The 23,530-nt window shown below is 65.0% G+C and carries 17 protein-coding genes; 8 read left to right on the top strand and 9 right to left on the bottom strand.

Features of this window, described 5'->3' with window-relative positions:
• Positions 1–113: 113 nt before the first annotated feature.
• Positions 114–998 carry a DUF2268 domain-containing putative Zn-dependent protease gene (locus tag PSET11_RS04625; RefSeq protein WP_124090948.1) on the top strand — a complete coding sequence of 295 codons (885 nt, stop codon included), beginning with the start codon at positions 114–116 and terminating at the stop codon, positions 996–998.
• Positions 999–1,001: 3 nt separating this feature from the next.
• Here the strand turns inward: PSET11_RS04625 and PSET11_RS04620 are convergent, their stop codons facing one another.
• Together PSET11_RS04620 and PSET11_RS04615 are read right to left on the bottom strand one after the other, a co-directional pair.
• The gene (locus PSET11_RS04620; RefSeq protein ID WP_124090976.1) at positions 1,002–1,865 is read right to left on the bottom strand and encodes a MerR family transcriptional regulator; all 864 of its coding nucleotides are present in this window, start codon (positions 1,863–1,865) and stop codon (positions 1,002–1,004) included.
• Between the two features lie 153 nt (positions 1,866–2,018).
• On the bottom strand, positions 2,019–3,971 hold the full coding sequence (locus PSET11_RS04615; protein WP_124090947.1) for a DEAD/DEAH box helicase: 1,953 nt from the start codon (positions 3,969–3,971) through the stop codon (positions 2,019–2,021).
• Between the two features lie 399 nt (positions 3,972–4,370).
• Between PSET11_RS04615 and PSET11_RS04610 the strand changes: the two genes are divergently transcribed.
• Positions 4,371–5,171 carry a class I SAM-dependent methyltransferase gene (locus tag PSET11_RS04610; protein WP_238989029.1) on the top strand — a complete coding sequence of 267 codons (801 nt, stop codon included), beginning with the start codon at positions 4,371–4,373 and terminating at the stop codon, positions 5,169–5,171.
• 60 nt (positions 5,172–5,231) lie between these two features.
• Here PSET11_RS04610 and PSET11_RS04605 read toward each other — a convergent pair whose 3' ends face one another.
• Complete coding sequence (locus tag PSET11_RS04605; RefSeq protein WP_124090946.1) at positions 5,232–6,641, bottom strand: MFS transporter; 1,410 nt, start codon at positions 6,639–6,641, stop codon at positions 5,232–5,234.
• Between the two features lie 105 nt (positions 6,642–6,746).
• Between PSET11_RS04605 and soxR the strand changes: the two genes are divergently transcribed.
• Positions 6,747–7,217 carry a redox-sensitive transcriptional activator SoxR gene (gene soxR / locus PSET11_RS04600; protein WP_124090945.1) on the top strand — a complete coding sequence of 157 codons (471 nt, stop codon included), beginning with the start codon at positions 6,747–6,749 and terminating at the stop codon, positions 7,215–7,217.
• A 17-nt stretch (positions 7,218–7,234) separates the two neighbouring features.
• On the opposite strand, the gene PSET11_RS04595 is transcribed toward soxR, so the two are convergent.
• The gene (locus PSET11_RS04595; RefSeq protein WP_124090974.1) at positions 7,235–8,500 is read right to left on the bottom strand and encodes an MFS transporter; all 1,266 of its coding nucleotides are present in this window, start codon (positions 8,498–8,500) and stop codon (positions 7,235–7,237) included.
• Positions 8,501–8,584: 84 nt separating this feature from the next.
• Here PSET11_RS04595 and trmB point away from each other — a divergent pair, with 84 nt between their 5' ends.
• A complete protein-coding gene (gene trmB / locus PSET11_RS04590) occupies positions 8,585–9,508 on the top strand; it encodes a tRNA (guanosine(46)-N7)-methyltransferase TrmB (protein ID WP_124090944.1) in 924 nt (307 codons plus the stop codon).
• Positions 9,509–9,524: 16 nt separating this feature from the next.
• On the opposite strand, the gene PSET11_RS04585 is transcribed toward trmB, so the two are convergent.
• Both PSET11_RS04585 and PSET11_RS04580 read right to left on the bottom strand, forming a co-directional pair.
• Positions 9,525–9,971: a hypothetical protein gene (locus PSET11_RS04585; protein ID WP_124090943.1), complete on the bottom strand. Its 447-nt coding sequence runs from the start codon at positions 9,969–9,971 to the stop codon at positions 9,525–9,527.
• A gap of 2 nt (positions 9,972–9,973) precedes the next feature.
• A complete protein-coding gene (locus PSET11_RS04580; RefSeq protein WP_124090942.1) occupies positions 9,974–11,566 on the bottom strand; it encodes a fimbrial protein in 1,593 nt (530 codons plus the stop codon).
• A 172-nt stretch (positions 11,567–11,738) separates the two neighbouring features.
• On the opposite strand from PSET11_RS04580, the gene PSET11_RS04575 reads away from it, so the two are divergent.
• Positions 11,739–12,239 carry an SRPBCC family protein gene (locus PSET11_RS04575; RefSeq protein WP_124090941.1) on the top strand — a complete coding sequence of 167 codons (501 nt, stop codon included), beginning with the start codon at positions 11,739–11,741 and terminating at the stop codon, positions 12,237–12,239.
• Between the two features lie 124 nt (positions 12,240–12,363).
• Here the strand turns inward: PSET11_RS04575 and PSET11_RS04570 are convergent, their stop codons facing one another.
• Complete coding sequence (locus PSET11_RS04570; RefSeq protein WP_124090940.1) at positions 12,364–13,209, bottom strand: DMP19 family protein; 846 nt, start codon at positions 13,207–13,209, stop codon at positions 12,364–12,366.
• 229 nt (positions 13,210–13,438) lie between these two features.
• Between PSET11_RS04570 and PSET11_RS04565 the strand changes: the two genes are divergently transcribed.
• Positions 13,439–16,969, top strand: coding sequence for a DEAD/DEAH box helicase (locus tag PSET11_RS04565; protein ID WP_124090939.1), 3,531 nt, complete (start codon positions 13,439–13,441; stop codon positions 16,967–16,969).
• Between the two features lie 22 nt (positions 16,970–16,991).
• Here PSET11_RS04565 and PSET11_RS04560 read toward each other — a convergent pair whose 3' ends face one another.
• Entirely contained in the window at positions 16,992–18,281 is a 1,290-nt protein-coding gene (locus PSET11_RS04560; RefSeq protein WP_124090938.1) for an ammonium transporter, read from the bottom strand.
• 250 nt (positions 18,282–18,531) lie between these two features.
• Between PSET11_RS04560 and PSET11_RS04555 the strand changes: the two genes are divergently transcribed.
• Positions 18,532–19,629 (top strand): alanine racemase, encoded by a 1,098-nt coding sequence (locus tag PSET11_RS04555; RefSeq protein ID WP_124090937.1) that lies wholly within the window; start codon positions 18,532–18,534, stop codon positions 19,627–19,629.
• Between the two features lie 87 nt (positions 19,630–19,716).
• Here the strand turns inward: PSET11_RS04555 and gdhA are convergent, their stop codons facing one another.
• Positions 19,717–21,054, bottom strand: a complete 1,338-nt coding sequence (gene gdhA, locus PSET11_RS04550; protein WP_124090936.1) for an NADP-specific glutamate dehydrogenase — start codon at positions 21,052–21,054, stop codon at positions 19,717–19,719.
• A 410-nt stretch (positions 21,055–21,464) separates the two neighbouring features.
• Here gdhA and PSET11_RS04545 point away from each other — a divergent pair, with 410 nt between their 5' ends.
• Entirely contained in the window at positions 21,465–23,369 is a 1,905-nt protein-coding gene (locus tag PSET11_RS04545) for an amylosucrase (RefSeq protein WP_124090935.1), read from the top strand.
• Positions 23,370–23,530 lie beyond the last annotated feature (161 nt).

The following is a 23,530-nucleotide window of genomic DNA, read 5'->3' as shown; positions in this document are numbered from 1 at the left end:
TTGGATCCTATCTAAACGCTACCGAGGACGCGCCAGCGACCAGTAGAGGACCGGCTTTCGGGCGTTGGCAGAGGCTTGACCCTTACGCAACGTCAGGCTCTACTGTCCATTCCATGACTATTTCGATACTGGAAACGAAGGATGGGATAGAAGCCTTGCTGAAGGCTTCGGAAGCCGAACGCCCTGAAGCTCTCCGCAGCGTGTTGACTCCCACGAAAGGCATGTTCAAGTACTTCCCGGGCGAGGTCGACCTACTGATGATGCACTCGATGGGTTTCGGGTTCCCCATCGACCTGCCAAGTGAAGAGACACAGCAGGCCCTGGACCTTCTCAGTGACGCCGATGCCTGGGGCCGGGTCGAAACCGCAATGTCCGAAGCGGTGGAACAACAACTCGCGGCTACGCCCGGCATCGACGTCCCGGACATCAAAGTTCTGATCATGCTCGGGAACCCGAACGACGAATACTTCATGGGACCGCTCCGAGGTTTCAGCGGCAACGGCAGTGCCACCGGGTATATCTCGCTGACTTTGTGGCCGACCGAGGAGAACCTCAATCGGATTGAAGGGGCAGCAGTCCACGAACTGAACCACAACCTTCGCTACGCCCCGGGAGGGGTTATCTGGGATCCCGCCCAGGTTGCCGTGGGGGAACAGATCATCTCCGAAGGTTTAGCTGATGCCTTTGCCCGACAACTGTACGGTCCTGCCGGGTACACGCCCATCGGGCTACCGCACCTCCAGAATGACGGGGTATTTGAGAAGGTCGTGACCGGGCTACAGGTTCGAGGCATGCAGAATTTCACCGCATGGGTTCATGGCGACGAATCCGCCCGGCGGTTCGGCTGCGATCCTGTCGGGCTTCCAACCGGGGCAGGTTACGCTGCCGGTAACCGTTTGGTAGACGCGTACCTTGAGACCGTCGGAACAACTGCAGCTCATGCGCTGCATACACCGAGTCAGGAGATCATAAACGTAGCTCTGGGCGTAGCCGGTTGACTTCTATCCCCAAGTGGCGGTGTCGGGATCCACGTCCGCGGTGCGTGCGTTGGCCTCGATGGCCTGTTTCATCCAGTCAGCCAACCCGGGTTCCAGCGATTCGAAGTACTGCAGGTAACCGGACTCGTTGACGTACCGTTGTGCGATCAGGACGTGCATAGAGTGAGTGCAGTGGAAGTACTCGCTCATCACTTTCCGGTGACTTTCTGCAAGGGCGTTCGCTCGTTCGCTTCCGGGCAAGACGGCGTCTCGTTTTGCCTCGGCCAAGTGCTCGGTGACGGAGTGCATGGCCGAGGTAATTACGCGCCAATCCTCTGCAGTGCGTGCGGCAGAACGCTCCGTGTACTCCGCCCACTGGGGCGAGTCCGCCCACCGTTGACGCGCAGCCATTGTCCAGGACCTGTCCCAGTCCCTTCCGAAAGCGTGTTCCTCATCAGGCTTGGACAACAACGTGCCCTGTTCATCTGCTGCCAAGAGGAGATCAACTTCCCGGTCCAGCTCCTGGAGGCGGCGAATCTTCGCCGCGAGCCCTGCCCGCTGACCCTCCAATTCCTGCCGTCGTTCAGCTGCTCCGGCCGCAAGCAGGTCCGGGATACTCTGCAAGGGCACGCCCAGATCACGAAACAGGAGCACTCGACGAAGGCGGGCGATATCGGCCTCCGAATAAAGACGGTATCCGGCGGCGCTCCGATCAGAGGGAACAGCGATCCCAATCTGGTGCCAATGATGTAACGTACGCACACTCACACCCAACAGGACCGCAACCGCCCCCACACCACCAAAATCATTCACGTACCCAGCATTACAGGCCGGAAGCACCAACAGCACCACGAACGTCCCGTAAGCCGATCCTCTTGCGGGCAGCATCACGCGACAAATAGCCTGGAGAAAAGCCGCCAGAATACCGCCGATAATCACACCCCGCCGGCCGCCGTCGGTTAACGCATGAGTGCCCCGTACCCACCCTGTCTGGACGTTCAGAAGGGCGGGTACGGGGCACTCAGTGGAATGCTTCAGTCTTTAGCGGCTGCGGCGTTCGTTGGAGGCAGGCGCCGTTGCGCGGCGGGGGCCGCCGCTGCGAGGGGACCGGCCGGAGCCACCCTTGCCTGCACCGCCGCCGTTGCCTGCACCGTACGATCCACCGGAGTTGCCACCCGTGTTGGATGACCACACGGCGTTGTTGCCGCCGGAACCTGCGTTGGCGGAACCAGCTGAGCGCTGGCCGCCGGAGCGGGTGCCTGAGGCTGCGCCAGCTGCTGCACGCTGCCCGGTTGCCGGACGGCCGCTCCGCGGACCGCCGCCGGCTGATGCGGGACGGCCACCTGATGCGGGACGACCTGACGACGCCGGGCGGCCGGTGCCGCCGCGAGGTGCCTCGCTGCGGGTGACGCGGGAATCCGTACGCCCGTCCGAACCGCGGCCAGCCGATGCACGGCCACCTGCCGCGGGGACGTCGTTCGAGTGCGCGCTGCCCGTTGCCGAGCCGCGACCACGGGCGTTGCGGCGAGCGGCTGCTGCTGCAATGGCGCGGTCTTCGTTCTGCTCGGCAACCCGATCGAACGCTGCGCGGGCCTGGGTGCGGCCCTCGAAAGCTACTGCGCGGCGGTCGGCGCGGGAAACGTCGGTGCGGGTGGGCTCGGCTGAAACCTTGCCACGGCCGCCACGTCCACCGCGACCACCCGTGGTGGGTGCTGCTTGCCGGCGGGCGCGCTTGCGCTCGGCGTTGGCACCGGTAGATGAACCGCCGCCCTGCTTCTGCGCCTTTGCAGCCTGCAGCGCAGCGCGGGTGCGGGGATCGACCTTGTCGGCGATGTCGCCCACCAGCTCTGCAACGAGCGGTGAGTTGGCAGTGACGCGTTCGAAGTTGACCTCGACGCCGGCGGCCTTCATCAGCTTCTTGACGTCGGACTGCTGCTCCGGAAGGGTCAGCGTGACGACGGTGCCGTCCGAACCCGCACGGGCGGTGCGGCCGGAGCGGTGCAGATAGGCCTTGTGCTCTGTGGGCGGGTCAACGTGGATGACGAGTTCGACGTCGTCCACGTGCACGCCGCGGGCAGCGACGTCGGTGGCCACGAGAACGCGGACGTCGCCGGTGGAGAACTCGGCGAGGTTGCGGTCACGGGCGTTCTGCGAAAGGTTGCCGTGCAGATCGACGGCGGGGATACCGGCGTCGGTCAGGGTCTTGGCCAGCTTGCGGGCGTGGTGCTTGGTCCGCATGAAGAGGACGCGGCGGCCTGCACCGGACGCGAGCTCGACGATCAGCTGCTTCTTGACGGTCTGGTCATTGACCACCAGGACGTGGTGCTCCATGGTGGTGACCGCAGCCTGCGGATCGTCCACGGAGTGGGTGAGCGGGTTGGACAGGTAGCGCTGGACGATCTTGTCCACGCCGTTGTCCAAGGTTGCCGAGAAGAGCAGGCGCTGGCCCTGGGTTGGGGTCATGTCCATCAGCTTCTTGACGACCGGGAGGAAGCCCAGGTCAGCCATGTGGTCGGCTTCGTCAAGGACGGTGATTTCCACGGCTTCGAGGGTCAGGATGCGCTGGCGGATGAGATCCTCCAGGCGGCCCGGGCAGGCAATGACAATATCGACGCCGGCACGCAGCGCCTTTTCCTGCCGTGCCTGGGAGATGCCGCCGTAGATCACGGTGGTGTTCAGGCCGGCAGCCTTTGCCAGCGGTTCGATGGTGGCGTTGATCTGGGTGGCCAGTTCACGGGTGGGTGCCAGGACCAGGCCCATGGGGCGGCCGGGCTTGCGGAAGTGCTTGGCTTCCCGCTCAGCGAGTCTTGCTACAAGCGGGATAGCGAAAGCGATGGTCTTACCGGAGCCGGTCCGGCCGCGGCCCAGGACATCACGCCCGGACAGCGTGTCCGGAAGGGTTTTGACCTGGATGGGGAATGGTTCAACAATGCCCTGCGCGGTGAGGGTATCTGCAAGGGCCTTGGGAGTTCCGAGGGCAGCAAAAGTAGTCATATAATTTTACGGTCTTTCAGGCGGTATCCAAGCGGATATCGGCCCCCGGAGCCGGTTGGACCAGGGGTTCGCCGAAGAAAAGTCAGGTGATCAACCGAACTGCTGCAAATAAGGGCAACCAGCTGGGACCAAATGGAACGCGTTCATCGACGCAGGATGTGCCTCTCACATGAAAAAACCCACTCCCCGGCGTTCGGGCTCCGCGCCATCCGTAGAGGAAATTCGGGAGAAAAGTGGGCATCACTGCACATCAAGTTTCATCAGTCTATCACCTCCTGCGCCAGCCCCTTCCAACTGGGTAGCGCCAACTGCAGTTATGAGGGCTCAAAAATGCAGTTGGCGCTACCCAGTTCGCGGCCGGGGATTGCGCTGCCGCCGCCCACCGGGAAGGGTGGTGGAATGACAAACCACGACGGCGGCACACCGGTTCCGCCCCACGTCACCCCACCCGATTCTTCCGAGAGCGCCCATCAGGACACGCCGCACCAGCACACCCCGCACCAGCATGGCGCGGGCGCTGGGCACGTCCACGGCGCCGACACCGCCGACGTCCTGGACTCCATGAACCCGTCCAACGCTGCCGAGAAATGGGACGAGCTCTATTCCTCCACAGCAGGCCGGCGGTGGAGCGGAAACGCCAACCCGCAACTGGTGCACGAAGCCACGGGCATGACACCCGGCCGTGCCCTGGATCTTGGCTGCGGCGAAGGCGGTGACGCCCTGTGGCTGGCCCGCAACGGCTGGCAGGTCACCGCCGTCGACGTTTCCAGTGTTGCGTTGGCCCGGGCGGCAGAACACGAATCAACAGTCCTGGATGAACTCACGGGCTCCATTTCCTGGGAGCAGCGCGACCTGTTCACCTGGCAGCCCAGCCCCGAATTTGACCTGGTCTCGGCACAGTTCCTGCACTCGACCGCGCTCCCGTGGCAGCAGGCGTTGACCACGGCGGCCGCAGCGGTGGGGCCAGGCGGGACACTGCTCATTGTTGGCCACCACCCGGATCAGCTGCCGCCGTGGGGTGCGCACCGGGTGGGTCACGCACTCTTCACGGCAGCCGAGGTGGTCAGCGAGCTGGGGCTTGAATCGGCGGCCTGGCGGCTCGACTTCAGCGGTGACCGGCAGCGGACCGTCACCGGCCCGGAGGGACAGGACGCGGTGATTGCCGACGTCGTGATCCGGGCGGTCCGGCGCGCCGAGTAGCAACCCAACTGACTCGCAGTTGTTGTCGTTTTGGGGGCTGAAAACGACAACAATTGCGAGTTACTTGGGACCCGGCGCTGGGATTCGCGGGGCAACCACCACCGCGACGGCGCCGAGGAGGGCTGCAAGAGCGAAGACCCCCGCGAAGCTGGCCCCCACCGATGCCAGTCCGGTGAAGATGATCCCCGTCGCGGCCAGGGCCAGTGCGCCGCCCAGGGAATCTGCGATGGTCATGGCCGCACTGTTGAAGCCCTGGGTTTCGTCGGTGGACAGCGCCAACGTCAGCACGCTGAGCCGCGGATACACCAGCCCCATGCCGGCGCCGGCAAATACCCAGCCCACAATCGCGACGGCGGCAGGCCAGTCCAGCGCGGTGGTGGCCAGCGTGATCAGCACCGCAGCAAACACCAACGCAGTGCCGATCCGCACCGCCAGCCGGTGGGACAACCGTGCACCCAACCGGCCCTGAACGGCGGAGGCGCTGGCCCATGCGATGGCCCCGACGGTGAGTGTCAGTCCCGCGAACTGTGGCGAGAATGCGTACCGCTCAATCAGCAAGTACGGCAGGTAAACCTCTGTGCCGAAGAACGCGGCGGCCACCAAGCCGCGGATCAGGATTACGCTGGGCAGTCCTCGGCCAGCACGCAGTGTGCCCCGCGGCACGAGAGGCCGTACTGCCAACAGGGCAACGGCAACTGCCAGGGCTGCCACCACGATGGCGGCCGCTGCGAATCCTTCGATCCGGATCCCCGTCGATAGATTCAGCCCCAGGACGGCCAGGGCAGCCAACGCAGCCCACGCCAACCGGCCGAACTCCCACGGCGGAAGGCTGTCTGTAGATGCTTCGGGCCGGCCAATGCCGCGCAACGCGGGAACCAACATGATCAACGCCGGGACAACCAGGAAGACCACCCCAAGGAAGACCCAATGCCAGCTCAGCGCACTGGCCACAACACCGGCGGCGAAGGGACCCACCAGGGAGGGAATCACCCAGGCGGCGGAGAACGCCGCGAAAATCTTGGGATGCAGCACTGGCGGGTAAACGCGTGCCACCACCACATACAGGGCAACGGTAATGGCGCCGCCCCCGAGCCCCTGCACCAATCGACCAGCCACCAGGGCGGGCATGGAGTTGGCCGTTCCCGCCATGATCAAGCCCAGGACGAAGACCGCTACCGACAGGTATAGCGGTGCAGCGGGACCTTTCCGATCGGACCAGTTGCCTGCCGCCACCATGCCGATTACGCCGGTCGCCAAAGGGCCGGCAAACGCCAGTGCATACAGGTTCGCCCCATCCAGCTCCCGGCTGACGAGCGGCATGATGGTGGTCACCGCCAGGGATTCGAAGGCGCTCAGGAAGACCAGCGCGCACGCACCGACCGTCACCCAGAGATACTGGCGCTGCAAAATTCCGGTGCCGGGCGGGTCAGATTGGGGAGGGTGCACTGATTGAACCTGTTCGGTGGTCATGGTGGTAACGCTAAGACCTCAACTATGGTTGAGGTCAACTGTGAGGGCAACCGCGTCTGCGCTCGCCGTCACAAGCCAACGACGGCGGGACCCACCGGAGGAAGCATGGCACACGAAGAACACGTCTCGGCGAAGCAGCCGCAGCACCTCAGCGTAGGTGAAGTGTCGCGGCGAAGTGGCGTGTCGGCGTCGGCCCTGCACTTTTACGAACGGAACGGGCTGATCACGGCCGAGCGGACGGCGGGGAATCAGCGGCGGTACCGGCGCGACACCCTGCGGCGGGTCGCGTTCATCCGGGTGTCGCAGCGGGTGGGGATCCCGTTGAAGGACATCGCAGCAGCACTTCACTCACTACCGGAAAGCCGGACCCCCACCAAGCGCGACTGGGAACGGCTGTCGAGGCTGTGGCGGAGCGAGTTGGATGCCAGGATCGCCGCACTGGAGCACCTCCGCAGCGATCTGGATGGCTGCATTGGTTGCGGCTGCTTGAGCCTGAAGGTATGCCGGTTACAGAATCCCGAGGATGCCCTGGCAGCCGACGGCGATGGGCCAGTCAGGTGGGAAGGCGCCACGTAGGTGCCCCTCAGCGGGAGTTATCCGCCCACGTACCGGCGAATTCCCGCCCGGTAGCCAAAGACCGCTGCCAGTACGCCCACCACCAGGAACATGATCCCGGCCGCGGCAAACGAGCCCGTCAGTTGATGCAACTGGCCCACCAGCAGCGTGCCGACGGAACCCACACCATAGCCAACGCCTTGCATCATGCCGGAGAGGTGCTGGGCAGTCTGCCCATCGCGGGTGCGCAGCATAATCATGGTCAGCGCCACGGCCGTCAGGCTGCCTTGGCCCAGCCCCAGCAACCCGGCCCACACCCAGACAAGGTCGAGCGGCCCAAAGATGCACAGCGCGAAACCGCCACCGGTCATCAGTGCCACCACGGTGTTGATGGCCCGCTGATCGTGGAAACGGGCTGCGAGCGCCGGCGCGAACAACGAACCCAGCATCTGCAGCCCGATACTCGCCGCCACGATCAGCCCGGCAGTTCCGCCGTCCACGCCGCGATCCCGCAGGATCGGTGCCAGCCAAGCAAACACGCTGAACGACATCATGGCCTGCAGCACCATGAACAGCGTGACCTGCCATGCCACCGGGGACCGCCACACATTGACGCCCTCGCCGGGTGCCGTCTGGGGTCCGCGCGACCCTCGGATGGCCAGCGGTAGGAAAAGTAGAAGGACGACGCCGGCCGACAGCGCCCAAAACCATAGCGCCATGGTCCACTGACCGGTAGCCGCGTAGACGGGGTAGGTGAAGCCGGCTCCCAGCGCGGCGGAGGCGCAGATGGCGGTGGTGTAGAGCCCACCCATCAGCCCGAGTCGGTGCGGGAAGTCACGCTTCACCAGGCCGGGCAACAGCACGTTGCATAACGCGATCGCCGCCCCGCAGGCCGCTGTGCCCACCAGGAGTGCGGGCAGAGCGGAGCCGCCGAGCAAGGTACCCGCGGGGCGCACCAACAGACCCACCGTCAACACGGCCATGGCGCCGAGGAGGACGCGCTCGGGCCCGAACCGTCGCGCAAGGATCGGGGCGAGTGGGGCAAACACTCCCAGCAGGGTCACCGGGACCGTGGTCAGCACCACCACAGCCCAGCCGGGAAGGGCAGCCTGCGCGGTGATCTCCGGGAGCGTTGCCGAAAAACTCGAAAAGACCGTTCGGAGGTTGAGCCCGATCAGGACCAGGCACACCCCCAAGTACACGGCACTGCGCCAACTCCTCGGAGCGGCCCCGGTACCCGGCTGTCCGGCGGCGGGACGCTTGCTGTCAGCGGCAACCGGCTCGGTGCCCGCGCGAGGTTTCATCACCCGCACATTCTTGCAGCCTGTATGGCGTCCACGAAGTTCCCCCAACGTGACCGCTTAGGCGTGGGCGTTATTCTGGAAGGGATGAGCGAATCCCCAGAATCTCCCCAGCAGCCGCATGTCCCCCGGCCTGTCACGCCCGGCACGCAGGCATCTTTTGGCACCTACGGCGGCCGGCCCGTCAGTTTCGTGCGGCGCGGCACCCGGCTGCAAGGCCGCCGGCAGACGGCATGGGAAGAGCACTCTGACCGCTGGGCAGTGGACGTTCCGCGGCACGTCGCCAACACGTCGGTGCACCCGGATTACACGTTCGACGCCGAAGCGGAGTTTGGTCGCACGGCTCCCCTGATCGTGGAGATCGGCTCAGGCCTGGGCGACGCGATCTGCCATGCCGCCGAGCAGAACCCGGACACCGACTTCCTGGCAGTGGAGGTCTACACGCCGGGGCTCGCCAACACCATCATCAAGATCAACAGCCGTGGCCTGAAGAACGTCCGCGTGGTCGAGGCCAATGCACCCGAGGTCTTGGCCACCATGCTCCCGGCCGGGTCCGTAAGTGAACTGTGGGTGTTCTTCCCTGACCCTTGGCACAAGTCCAGGCACCACAAGCGCCGACTCATCCAGCCCGAGTTTGCGGACCTAGCAGCCCGGGCACTGAAGCCTGGCGGGCTGTGGCGGATCGCCACCGACTGGTCCAATTACGCCGTCCACGTCCGGGATGTCTTGGTGGACTCGGTGGACTTCGAGAACCTGCACACCGGCCAGCGCCGGGGACCGGAAAGTCCACTGACCCAGGTGTGGCAGTCCGGCGTCGAGTCACTGGTGGGCGGCGCACCCGTCAAGGAAGGCCGCGCGCCGGTCAGCACCGCCCACACCGGCCCAAATGAGGGCATCGATGAAACTGGCGGCTGGGCACCGCGCTTCGAGGGCAGGATCCGCACCAGCTTCGAGGCCAAGGCACACGAGGCTGGCAGGCTCATCTTCGACCTCTGCTACCGGCGCAGGTAGTAGAGGAACGCCCAGCCTAGGCCACGCTGATCCCGGCGACAATCTCGCGGAGCAGGTCGAGGCGCGGCTCCACCTCCGCGTTGAGGTAAGGCCAGATCACCACCACGCCAAGGAATCGTCCGCTCTCGATCACGCCCACGGTGGCAGCAACGCGCGCTACGCCTTCTTGGTCGTCGTACCCCACAGCGACGGCGTACGCGCTTTTACCGGGCAGGTTGAGCTCCCCTTCGGCCAGGGCAGTTCCGCCCAAGTCCTCCAGGTAGTACCCGGACATGAGGTGCGCCCAGCCAGTGGCTTGGGGGGCATCCGCAACCGAGGTGTCGTCTTTGATGACGGTGACCAGAACCCCGTTCAGCAACCCGTATTGCTCGGTGTTGGGCCCGCCGGTGGAGTCGGCCAGGGCCTGGGTGTGCGGCGGGAAGTCTGCTGTGAATCCCAGCGGCGATTCGATGTGGACAGTCATGCTTACAGCCTCTCGAGGGCGGTGTCGTTGGGGACTTTATAGTACGTGGAGACGTTGGTGGTGGCCTGGCTTTCGGTCTTGACCTCCACCTCACCCACCTTTACGTCAAAGCCGGCCTCGTTGCTGGCCGTGACCACACTGTTGACCTGGACCGTGGCCGAACCTGCCTCATAAAGCTTGGAGGCGTACTGGGCTGCTGCGGCGTCGTTACCGAGGGCCACATTGCGCAGGTAGCTGTCCACGAGCGCCTTGTTCTCGCCGGAGTAGTCAACGTCGATCTTGACCGTGCCTTGCGTGCCCACTGTTACCGAGGACTCCACCTTGGCGGCTTGCACATCGGTTCCGGCGGCGACGCCCTGGGCCACCGTGCCGTCGAGGGTGACGGAGACAGAGTTGATGTTGCTGTCCTTGTCCATGTTCACCTCCAAACCGGCTTTGCCGGAGGCCTCGAAGACGCGGCCGTCGAGGTCGAGCTTGCCTTGGGCTGACACTTCACCGCTGGCAACGGAGGTGCCATCGGAGAGGTTTTTCTCGTACGCCAGGTCCAACTGGACCGAGCCTGAGGCTGCGCCGGTCTCACCCTCGGCGGCCAATGACAGCGTGCCCTTGGCTTTGTCCGTCTGGCCGGTTGAGCCGTGATCGTCAGCGGATTTGTTGATGGTGTCCAGGATGTAGCCGGGTGGGTTGCTGGCCACGTCCTTGATGTCGCCGATGCTGTCCGGCGGCAGGTCCTTGTACATCTGCGCGCGGGCAGCCATGGCTTCCTCTACGCTCCCGAAGGTGTATTCGCGGGACACCTCGCCGTTGAGGGTCACACCGGCACTGCCGGAGGGATCGTTGACGCCAATGCCCATATTGCCGTAGACCTTCATGGTGGCTGAACCGTCAGCGTTTTCGACGACTTCCGTCCCCACCTCAGCGCCGCCGTGAACCCAGGCGACCCGGGCTTCAATGGAAGCCTTCCCCGTCTCGGAGTAGACCGGAATGCCAGCCTTGGCGAGTTCCTGCAGATGCTCTTTGGCCTGGTCCTGCGCGGCTGCCGGGATGCCGCCGTCCATCCGCATCAGGTCCTCGGCAAACGGGCCGTTCTCGCCTTCGCCTTCAATCAGGTACTGCCGGTCAGCTTCGGACAGGCTGGCCCACCAGGCGGCCTGTTCTTCCGGGCTGGCCTTGAGCATGTCGGCGAGCCCGGATTCGAGCTCACGGCGGTGCTCGGCGGCCGCAGCTGCAGCGGCAGCCTTTTCCTGGAACCACTCGTAGGCCTTGCCGGCGTAGTCCTTCACCTTGTCCCAAGTGCCGCCACCGGACCCAGATCCCGAGCCGGCACCAGCGGAGGTGGAGGCCGTCTCCTGCTCGTCGGCGTGCTTGCGGAGGATCTTGGAGTTGGCCCGCAGCTCGGCCGCGACCTTCTCCAGGCTGGGGCGGTGGCTGCCCACCCAGTCTTGCCTGAAGCGCGCCCCATCGGCGCCCTTCCACGGTGCGGCCTGAATCTGGCCGTGCAGCGAACCCGCCCGATCGCTGAGCAGCGTTGCGGCCTGCTCCACCGATTTTGCCAGTGCCCGCAACTGGCTGACGTCTGCGCCGTAAAAAGTCATGCTGCTCCCCCGGGGTGTCCTCGGCACGCGGGTGGCGCCAAGTGAAGTGGTCGTGGCTCCCATCGTGACACAGCTACCGCAACCCCGCGATGGGCATCGCTCCCCATGTGCATAACCCGGCTCGCACGAGGACACGAACAAGGAGGCGCGGCCCGCTGGCTATGGTTGACCCATGCCCCAGGTACGCGCCGAACGATTCATCCGCCTTGATCCGGAGACGGTCTTCGCTTTCTCCCAGACCACCGGCGAGTTCCGGCTCAAATGGGATCCGTTCATTTCCGCCCAAGGTTTCCTGGGCGGCGCTACGGCCGCCGGAAAGGGGGTCCAGACCCGAACCAGGTCGCGGCTGGGCCTGGTGATGGTCAGCGAATACGTTTCCTACGCGCCGCCCCGCAACGTGGGCATGACCATGGTCTCCGGCCCGCGATTTTTCCAGAATTTCGGCGGCGGTTGGCGCTTCACGGCCGACGACGGCGGCACCAGGGCAGTCTGGAAGTACACCTTTTCGTGCCGGCCGGCCCTGCTGCGGCCGGCGATGGAGCGGATTGGCAGTCTGCTGCTGGGCCACGAGATTGAGCGGCGAATCGAAGCTTTCGCCAGGGCCTGCGAGGACCCGCAACTCGTGGCGGAATTCCGCGCACTGCCCGCACCGCCGTCGTCCCCGCAACCATAGTCCGCGCTACTGTCATGCCCGCAGCCCAAGTCCCGTTCCGGCGTGCACAGTGAGCTCGCCCGTCGATGTGCACGGCCGCACGGAACCACGCGTCGAAGCCCAGTAGTAGACCGGGCATGGCAGGCTAAGCGTCGACCAGGCCTGCTTCGGCGAACTCGATAGCTGCCACGATCTCCAAGGTTTCCGGGTTCAACATGAAGGCTTCGTCCTCTTCCTCCACCATCAGGAAGTCGCCGTGGTCGGTGCTGAAGTGCCAGGCCAGGGTCTTGACGCCGTCGTACACATAGTTCGGATCGCCCATGGTGATCTTCTCCAGTTCGTAGCCGGCCACACTGCAGAGTTCGCGGATGATGACCTCGAAGTCCGGCGCCTCCGCGAGGGCCTCGGCGTCTGCTTCGGCCTGGCGCTCGGCGAGGTCCGGGATGAGGCCCACCACGCGGGCGATGTACGCGTCGACGTCCTCATCATCGAGGGCAACGAGGTCCGGCTGGCTGCGCAGCCAGGCGGCGTTGAGGGCGGTGACGTTTTCGCTCTCGAGGAGTTCCTCGAATTCGCCGTCGAGTTCTTCCATCCGGACCACGGCAACCGGTGCCGGGTCGCCGTCGTCGAGCCCACCGTCCAGGTACTGTTCACGGTCCTCTGCGGAGAGGACGTCATAGAATTCGGCGGTCCGGTTGAAGAGGTCCAGGTGGGCGGTGGCGCCCATGCCAACCAGTCCCTCCCGGATCAGGGTGTCGGTGTCGTCCCGGTCCAGGGTCATGAAGACGTACTGGGCGAAGCCGCCCTCAAGGACCTGCGCGAGGTAGAAATCGACGTAGTAGCTGCGGACGGCCACGGGCGAGATTTCCTCGGTGCGCAGGAGCGCCTGGTGCATGGCGTCGACGATGCTGACGTTGGCTTCGACGGTCTCTTCGTCGCCCGCTTCGATACTGCTGCTGGTCAGGACAACGGGCTGCTGGTTGGTGATCATGGCAATCCTCACGGCTGGCGGGGTGGTACTGCTGACGATTTTCACGCTACGGGGGCTAGGGCAGCTCGACGTTGAGGGGCACGTGAACGTCTGGCGAAGATTGGGCTGATGCTTGGTGCCGTCCGGTGTGAGGGCCGATTCACGGGCGTCCTACCGATCGAACTAAGATGGATCAGATCACCAACCGACGGACCCGGCACCGCCGTGGCCTGCTGAAAGTAGCGCAACCATGCCATCGACACCGGACGAGAGTGCGGCAGTGGCAATCCAGACCCCCGCCATCAACGACCGCTCGCTGGCGGCCGGGTTGGCGTATGCCATGGGCAGCCGGGTCTCGGGAATGTCGTTCGACGTCGGCACCGGACTCATGATGGGAAAGGTCAGGGGCGGCGGACCGGCACCGTACTCCACGTCGGCCAAGCTGGTGCGCCGCGGCAGCGGTTGGAGCTGCAGCGTTGGCATCTGCAGCTGCCCGGTCCGGAAGGACTGCAAGCACGTTGCGGCCTTGCTCTTCGCTGCGGAGGACAACCCGGCCATCCGGCACCAGCTCCTCACCGCCGGGCCCAGCACGCAGGTCTCGCGTGATCCTTCCACCGTTTCCCTGGCCGACTGGGAACAGGCGCTCAGCCCGCTCATCTCCGGCACCGCCAGTACGCCCAGCGGCAACGGCGTCCCGCTGGCCCTGCAGTTCGAGATCGAAGAGCCCACCCCACACTTCTCCTACTCAGGGCGCAGGGATCCAGTCCGGGGCATCCGGCGGCTCAACGTCCGGCCCGTCATCATGGGAGCCAAGGGGAAGTGGATTCGCGGCGACGTCTCGTGGAACACGCTGAGCTACCTGAATTTCCGGCGCGAATGCAACGAGGCCCACGTTCAGTGGATGCAGAAATTCCTGGCGGGATATTCGGGATCGAACCGGCTGCCGAATTCGTCCGCGCTCTGGTTGGGGCTGGACTCGTACGCAGGCAAGAACCTCTGGGCGCAGCTGGCCGACGCGCAGAAAATCGGCCTGGCCCTGGTGCACTCAAAAGGCAGCGAACTGGTGCGGCTCGCGGAGTCACCCGCCGCCGTCGGGCTCGACCTGGGCCGTTTCGGGCCAGCGGCAGCACCTGCTACGGACGCTGACACGCCAACAGGCACAGCCAGCCCTGAAACCGGGGCCGGCCCGGCACTGGACAGCGGCCTGGAACTCTCCCCCACCATCCGCGTGGACGGGACGGAAATTGACCCCGGCGCGGTGGGCACCGTGGGCCGACCCGCACACGGACTGTACTTCACCGCAGGACCTGAGGCATCGGCGTCGGACGCCCTTCCCGGAATGGTTCCGAAAGCCGATATCATCACGCTTGTCCCGTTGGAGGAGGGCCTGAGCGAGGAACTGCTGGCCTTCGTGACGGCGGCCAAGACGCTGCGGATTCCGGCCAAGGATGAGTCCAGGTTCCTCACCGGCTTCTACCCCAAACTCAAGCAGGCGGCCCGGGTCAGCGCCCGGGATGAGTCGGTGGAACTGCCCACGCTGGCCGTCCCCAAGCTCTCGCTGCTGGCCAACTACGGGGCAGACCACAGGGTGCGGCTGCACTGGGAGTGGCATTACACGAGTGGGAAGCTGGTTACGGCGCAGCCACTGTGGCGCCATCCCAGCGACCAGGGCTACCGCGATGATACTGCGGAGGCCCGCATCCTCGACGGTCTCGGCCGGCCCTGGGACATGGTGCCGGCGCTCGGCGAATCCGCCACCGGTGGCTGGGGCACACCCCGACTGGCGGCATCGGTGGAGCTCAAGGGCCTGGACACGCTGGCGTTCACGGAGGATGTCCTGCCCCGGCTGCGCGAAGCCACCGACGTTGAGGTCGAAACCGCTGGCGAGATCGCGGATTACCGCGAGGCCGAGGAAGCGCCCGTGGTGTCCATCTCCACCAAGGCCACGGAACAGCGGGACTGGTTCGACCTGGGCATCCAGATCTCCCTCGAAGGCCAGCCGGTGTCGTTTGCCGCCGTGTTTTCCGCGCTGGCGTCCGGGCAGACCAAGATGCTGCTGCCCAGCGGCGCCTACTTCTCTCTGGACCTGCCCGAACTCCATCAGCTCCGGGCGTTGATCGAGGAAGCCCGGTCGCTGCAGGACAACAAGGACGCGCCCCTGCAGATCAGCAGGTTCCAGGCAGGGCTCTGGGATGAGCTGGCGCAACTGGGGATCGTGGACGAGCAGGCGGCGTCCTGGCGCGCGGCGGTGGGCGGGCTGCTGGAGGGCGGGATCGATGGCCTGCCGCTGCCAGCCAGCCTGAATGCGGAGCTCCGGCCGTACCAGTTGGAGGGTTTCAACTGGCTGACGTTCCTGTACCGGCACAGCCTGGGCGGCGTGCTCGCTGACGATATGGGCCTCGGCAAAACCGTGCAGGCCCTCGCACTCATGTGCGCTGCCAAGGACTTGGCCGCAACCTCCGGAGGTCCGGTGGAGCAGGCGGCCGGTGCCGCCGTCGTCGGCCAATCCGCTGTAACGGATCCGGAAAATCACGACGGCGGCGCCCCCTTCCTGGTGGTGGCGCCTACCAGCGTTGTGGGCAACTGGGCGGCTGAGGCTGCGCGATTCGGCCCGGGCCTGCGCGTGCATACCGTCGGTGAGACGTTCGCGAAGAGCGGGTTGGAACCGAACGCTGCCTTGGCGGGCGCCGATGTGGTGATCACGTCATATGCGCTGTTCCGGATCGACTATGAGGCCTACGCCGCGCACCAGTGGGCCGGGTTGGTGCTGGATGAGGCGCAGTTCGTGAAGAACCACCAGTCCAAGGCCTACCAGTGCGCCCGCAAACTGCCCACACCGTTCAAACTGGCCATCACGGGAACGCCGCTCGAGAACAACCTGATGGAATTCTGGGCGCTGACCTCCATTGTGGCGCCCGGCCTGTTTGCCAGCCCCAAACGGTTTGCCGAGAACTACCAGAAGCCGGTGGAAAAGAACGGCGACAGGACGCAGCTGGACAAACTACGACGCCGGGTCAAGCCCTTGATGATGCGCCGCACCAAGGAGCAGGTCATGAAGGACCTGCCGCCCAAGCAGGAGCAGATCCTCGAGGTGGTGCTGAACCCGCGGCACCAGAAGGTCTACCAGACGCATCTGCAGCGCGAACGGCAGAAGATCCTGGGCCTGATCGAGGACGTCAACAAGAACCGGTTCACGATTTTCCAGTCCCTGACGCTGCTGCGCCAGCTCAGCCTGGACGTTTCTCTGGTGGACCCGTCGCTGTCAGCGGTGCGGTCCAGCAAGCTGGATGTGCTCTTCGAGCAGCTGGAGGACCTGGTGGCGGAGGGGCACCGCGCCCTCATCTTCAGCCAGTTCACGGGTTTCCTGGGCAAGGTCCGGGATCGGCTCGATGAGGAGAAGATTGAGTACTGCTACCTGGACGGCAGCACCCGCAATCGCGCCGACGTGGTCAGTGAGTTCAAGAATGGGAGCGCCCCGGTCTTCCTGATCTCGCTAAAAGCTGGCGGGTTTGGGCTGAACCTCACCGAGGCGGATTACGTGTTCTTGCTCGATCCTTGGTGGAACCCAGCCTCCGAAGCGCAGGCCGTGGACCGGACACACCGGATTGGCCAGGACCGGAACGTCATGGTTTACCGGCTGGTGGCCAAGGACACCATTGAGGAAAAGGTCATGGCGCTCAAGTCCCGGAAGTCCCAATTGTTTGCAGACGTCATGGAAGGCGATGCCCTCTCCGGCGGTGCGATCACCGCCGACGACCTCGCCGGGCTCTTTACGGAATAAAGGCCCGGCGAGGTGTCGGGTCTCAGGCCCGTTGCGGCGAACCCAGCTCTACGGGATCCTCGTCCACCAGGTAGGCCAACTCGGAGTGGGCGGCGAGGTCGATGCCGCGCATCTCGTCCTCGGGTTTGATCCGCAGGCCGATGGTCTTGTCGAGGATCTTGGCCAGCACCCACGTGACGCAGAAGGAGTAGGCCAGGACGCTGACCGTGGCGATCGCCTGGATGCCGAGCAGTTCGAAGCCGCCGCCGTAGAACAGGCCGCTCTTGGCGTTCGGGGCGGATTCGGTGGCGAACAGGCCGATCAGCAGGGTGCCCAAGATGCCGCCCACCAGGTGCACGCCCACCACGTCGAGCGAGTCGTCGTAGCCCAACCGGAACTTCAGTTCGATGGCCAGCGAGCAGACCGCACCGGCAATCAAACCGATCGCCACCGCCCCGAGCGGGCTCACAGCGCCACAGGCAGGAGTAATCGCCACGAGAGCCGAAATGAGGCCGGAGGCAGCTCCCATGCTGGTGGCGGCGCCGTGGCGCAACCGCTCCACCAGGGCCCAAGCCAGGAGCCCGGCCGACGCGGCAACAGCGGTATTAAGGAACACTACGGCTGCCGACTGGCCAGCTGACAACGCCGAGCCGGCGTTGAAACCGAACCAGCCCACCCACAGGAGTCCCGCGCCAAGCAGCACCAGGGGGCGGCTGTGCGGTTTGGTGTGCTCCATCTTGGGCCAACCGGAACTCTTGCCAAGGACCAGAGCGAGCGCCAGTGCTGCTGCCCCGGCGTTCATGTGGACAGCGGTGCCACCGGCGAAGTCAATGGCGCCGATGCCGCTGGCAATCCAGCCGCCCACCACACTGCCGTCCGCCGAGGAAAACGCGAACACCCAGTGGGCCACCGGGAAGTACACCACTGTTGCCCAGATCCCGGCAAACAGCATCCAGGCGCCGAACTTCATCCGGCCTGCGGCAGCACCTGCCACGAGCGCGGTGGTGACGCAGGCGAAGAAGAGTTGGAACGCGGCGAACAGTGCCACCGGAATGGAGGCGCCGTCGTCGGCCACCAGCACCTGGCTCAAGCCGGGGAATTCGGTGATGTCACCGATCAAGCCCAGCCCACCCACTGAGTTCCCAAACGCCAAGGAGTAGCCGAAAAGTGCCCACAGCACGGCCACCAGGCTGGCGCCGCCGAAGCACATCATCATCATGTTCAAAATGCGGCGAGACCCCACCATCCCGCCATAGAACAAGGCAAGAGCGGGGATCATCATGCAGACCAGCGCGGAGCTGGCCAAAACCCAAGCGACATTTCCCGAATCCATGGGAAACCCCTTTCGTACTGCTGAAGGGAGCGGGAATCTCCAGCCGAAGCCACTCCGGAGGGAAAGGCGCGGCATAGACACCGCACCCGTAGAGGGCTTCTATAGCCGTCTCTTTAACAGCCTAGGGAGCGTCCTTCGGCGTGGGTTTCCGCGGTGTTAAATGGTCATTTCGCGTTGGGTGTGCCGGGTCCGCCGTGGAGTCCTATTGTCTATGGGAGAGAACAACGCGCAGCAGCAAGGAGCACAAGCCATGAGCATTCCCGCCGAGATCGATACCCCGGAGATCGTGATCGACCGCGACATCCTGGATCGGAACATCGAACGGATGGCAGCTGCGGTGGCCGGTAATGGGCTCTTGCTCCGTCCGCACGCCAAAACGCACAAGATCCCGGAGATCGCTGCCCGCCAAATCGCCGCAGGCGCCGTGGGCCTGACCGTGGCCACCATTGGCGAGGCAGAGGTCTTTGCCGCAGCCGGCGTGGGCAACCTCTTTATCGCCTATCCCTTGTGGCTCTCACCGCAGAAGGCCGAACGCCTGCAGAAGCTCGCCCAGGGCGCGAGGGTCAGCGTCGGCGTCGATTCCGCCGACGGCGCCACTCGGCTGGGGACGGCACTCGGATCCGCCGCCGGGAACGTCAGTGTCCTGGTGGAAATCGACAGCGGGCACCACCGCAGCGGTGCCCTGCCCACGGCTGCAGCGGAAGTTGCGCAGGCAGCGTCCGACGCCGGCCTGAACGTCGCCGGGGTCTTCACCTTCCCGGGCCACAGCTACGCCCCAGGCATGCCGCTCGCCGCGGCCGCCCAGGAACAAGACGCGCTGGCGGCTGCGTCCGCGGCACTGGCAGCGGCAGGCTTCGAAGCGACCGTTCGCAGCGGCGGCTCAACGCCCACGGCCCTCCTCACCGAGAGCTCGGTGGCCACGGAGGTCCGGCCCGGCGTCTACGTCTTCGGCGACGCCCAACAATACGAACTGGAGCGCTGCGCCCTGGCAGATATTGCCCTGACCGTCGCAGCCACCGTGGTCAGCCACCACACCACCGCCCCTGATGGTTCGCAACGGTTCATTGTGGACGCCGGCAGCAAGATGCTGGGCAGCGACAAGCCAGCCTGGGCCACCGGCTTCGGCAGGCTGATGGACCATCTGGATGCCCGCGTGACAGCCCTGTCCGAACACCACGCCACCATCGAATGGCACGGACCCGGAGACATGCCCGCCATCGGTGAGCGCTTGCGCGTCATCCCCAACCACGTCTGCCTGGCCATCAACCTGGTGGACGAGGTTGCGGTTGTCAGCGACGGCCAACTCGTGGACCGGTGGCGGGTCGCCGCGCGAGGTCTCAACAAGTAAGCAGAGAACAGCGCACGACGACGGTCCGCGCCTGATGGTGCGAACCGTCGTCGTGCGTCTGGAAGGGCTTTTCGCGCCTGGGGCCGGCTAGATCAGGCCCTGGGCGAGCATGGCGTCGGCCACCTTGACGAAGCCACCAATGTTGGCGCCGAGGACGTAGTTGCCGGGGTCGCCGTATTCGTCGGCCGTGGCGGCGCAGCGGTCGTGGATGCCCACCATGATTTCGGTGAGCCGGGCTTCGGTGTGCTCGAACGTCCAGGAATCGCGGCTGGCGTTCTGCTGCATTTCCAAGGCTGAGGTGGCTACCCCGCCGGCGTTGGCGGCCTTGCCCGGGCCGAACAGGATTTTGGCGTCCTGGAAGACAGACACGGCATCGCGGGTTGAGGGCATGTTGGCGCCTTCACCCACAGCGATCAGGCCGTTGCGCACCAACGTGGCGGCAGCATCGCCGTCGAGCTCGTTCTGCGTGGCGCAGGGCAGCGCCACGGTGGCGTCGACTTCCCAGACCGAACCGCCCTCAACGTACGCCACGCCGGATCGCCGGGACGCGTACTCGGTCAGCCGGGCGCGCTCCACTTCCTTGACCTCGCGGAGCAGTGCCACATCAATGCCGCCCTCGTCCACAATGTAGCCACCCGAATCCGAGCAGGCCACCACGGTGGCGCCGAGCGTCTGGGCCTTGGCAATGGCGTTGATGGCCACGTTGCCGGAGCCGGACACCACCACGCGCTGACCGTCGAAGGACTGGCCGCGGGTCTTCAGCATTTCCTCGGTGAAGATGACGGTGCCGAAGCCGGTCGCCTCGGGACGCACCAGAGAGCCGCCCCACGAGATGCCCTTGCCCGTGAGGACGCCGGATTCGTAGCGGTTGGTGATGCGCTTGTACTGGCCGAAGAGGTAGCCGATTTCGCGGCCGCCCACGCCGATGTCGCCCGCGGGGACGTCAGTGTACTCGCCGATATGGCGGTAAAGCTCAGTCATGAAGGACTGGCAGAAACGCATCACTTCGGCGTCACTGCGGCCGCGGGGGTCGAAGTCCGAGCCGCCCTTGCCGCCACCGATCGGCATGCCCGTCAGCGCGTTTTTGAAGATCTGCTCGAAACCCAGGAACTTCACGATGCCCAGGTAAACGGACGGGTGGAATCGCAGGCCACCCTTGTACGGGCCGAGCGCTGAGCTGAACTCCACCCGGAAGCCGCGGTTGATCTGCACCCGGCCGGAATCGTCGGTCCACGGCACCCGGAAGATGATCTGCCGCTCAGGCTCGCAGAGCCGTTCCAGGATGGCAGCTTCGAGGAGCTCCGGGTGCCTGTCGTGCACCGGGCCCAAGCTCTCGAACACCTCGGTGACCGCCTGGTGGAACTCGGCTTCTCCAGGGTTCCTGCTTAGAACGGTGTCCCTGATGGCCTCCAGCCGTGAATCCATGGAAATTTCCTAACTTTGCGCCGATTTCCGGGCCGTCTCCCGTACGGATGATGGCCCGGTTTTCCATCATCCAAATTACCGGACCCGAGCTTTGGGGCTGAAGTTTTCGGGGTTCTTGTCGCTTCCCGTCCGTATTGTGACAGGTAAATTCCACATAGTGAGATGAATTGCCGCGGCACTTGATTCCGGCGGCGGCCCCTTCTCAAGCCGTCCCGCCGTGGCTCCCCGGGCCCCGCGCTCCCCTTGGTCAGGCACCCAAGTGGACCCGCCGCCGTCGTAATTCCCAGCAAAACTGCAGACTTGGGGCAAATGCCGCCGCCCTCCTTATGTGTGGCAGCCCCGCGTGGCATACTGCCGTAACCAGTCGCTGCCGAAGTGGCCAGCGGGGGTATCCGGAAGGGGATTCGTCCATGCAGGCAGGCCTCAGTGTGGGCGAAAGCGCACGTCAACACGTTTTGACGGTTCTGTCCCGTGAGGAGCGCCCCGCCACGGCCGCCGATCCCGACTTCTTGGCGCACATGGACGAACACTTCCCTCGGCTGTGCACCCTTTTCCATGAGTTGTACGGGCAGCGATCGGACTGGCTGGATCAACTCTCCTCGCTGGTCCGGCAATGTGCGCGCTCATGGCGTGAGCGGCCGCTTGAGCTCAAGGCCATGGACGCCGAACGGGCTGAGAATCCTGCCTGGTTCCAGTCCAATGCCATGCTGGGCGGCGTCTGCTACGTGGACCGGTACGCGGAGGATCTGGAGGGAGTCAGGGCGCGGATCCCGTATTTCAAGGAGCTCGGGCTGACGTACCTGCACCTGATGCCGCTGTTTTCAGCACCGGATCCCTACTCCGATGGCGGCTACGCGGTCTCCAGCTACCGGGACGTGAATCCCCAATTGGGCACCATGAAGCAGTTGCGGTCCCTGGCAACCGATCTGCGCGCCAACGGGATCAGCCTGGTGCTGGACTTCATCTTCAACCACACCTCTGACGAGCACCAATGGGCGCAAAAGGCCCTCGCCGGTCAGCAGGAGTTCAGCGATTACTACTGGCTGTACCCGGACCGCACCGTCCCGGACCAATTCGAGGAGCACGTCCGCGAGATTTTCCCCGAGAACCACTCCGGATCCTTCATCCAGACCGACGACGGCCGCTGGGTCTGGACCACCTTCCACACCTACCAATGGGACCTGAACTACTCCAACCCGGACGTCTTCCGCGCCATGGCCGGCGAAATGCTGTTCCTGGCCAACCAGGGCGTGGACATCCTCCGCATGGACGCTGTCGCCTTCATCTGGAAGGAGTTGGGCACCCCCTGCGAAAACCTGCCCCAGGCGCACACCCTCCTGCAGGCCTTCAACGCCGTCTGCCGACTGGCGGCACCCTCGCTCCTCTTCAAATCCGAGGCCATTGTGCACCCGGATGAAGTGGCTAGATACATTGATCCTGACGAATGCCAGATCTCCTACAACCCGCTGCAGATGGCACTCATCTGGGAGTCCTTGGCTACCCGAGACACATCGTTGTTGGCGCAGGCCCTCAAGCGGAGGCACGCGATCTCCGACGGCGCAGCCTGGGTGAACTATGTGCGCAGCCACGACGACATCGGCTGGACGTTCGCGGACGAAGACGCCGCGGAGCTGGGCATCAATGGCTTTGACCACCGGCGCTTCCTGAACTCGTTCTACGTCAACCGCTTCCCCGGCAGCTTTGCCCGCGGCGTGCCGTTCCAGGACAACCCCCGCACGGGCGATTGCCGGATCTCCGGAACCACCGCGTCACTCTGCGGGATGGAGGTCGATCCAGGGCAGGCCGTGGAACGGATCTTGCTGGCCCACTCGATTGTGTTCAGCACCGGCGGCATTCCCCTGCTGTATCTCGGCGATGAGGTGGGGCAGCTCAACGACTACCAGTATTACCTCGAAGAAGGCCACGACACTGATAGCCGATGGGTACACCGGCCGCACTACCCTGCCGAGAAATACGCCCACCGGACCGAGCCGAGCACCCCCGAAGGCGCGGTCTTTGCGGGCCTGCAACGGATGATCACGGTCCGGGCCAGCACTCCCGAACTGGCTGGCACCCAACTGGTGGACTTTGCCACCAACAACCCCAGCGTCCTGGCGTACCAGCGCCCAGGAGCTGGCACCGTGGTGCTGGCCCTCGCAAACTTCAGCGACTCCCCCGAGTCCCTGCCCGCGGCGACCTTCGCGGGTTTCGAAGCGGCCGCCGTCGACCTTTTGTCCGAAACGGAGCAGCGGCTCGACGAGGGTGTGACGCTCCTCCCGCGGCAGTTTGTCTGGCTGCGCGTGATCCCTTCCTGAGGCCGCGCACCTTCCCAACTGAGTAGCGCTAACTGCAGTTTTGAGGGTTCAAAACTGCAGTTACGCTCGATGTCAAGCTGTGTGGAGTCATGCGGCTTTGTTTTTTGGTTTCTCGTTTGGCAGGTTGATCCCTACCGTGCCAGCGGGCGTCGGTGTCCTCG

Origin of the sequence: Arthrobacter ulcerisalmonis (assembly GCF_900609065.1) — a bacterium.
In the GTDB taxonomy this organism is placed as follows: domain Bacteria; phylum Actinomycetota; class Actinomycetes; order Actinomycetales; family Micrococcaceae; genus Arthrobacter; species Arthrobacter ulcerisalmonis.
Note: the sequence above shows the minus strand (reverse complement) of the source record. Positions and strands in the feature narration are given on the sequence as shown.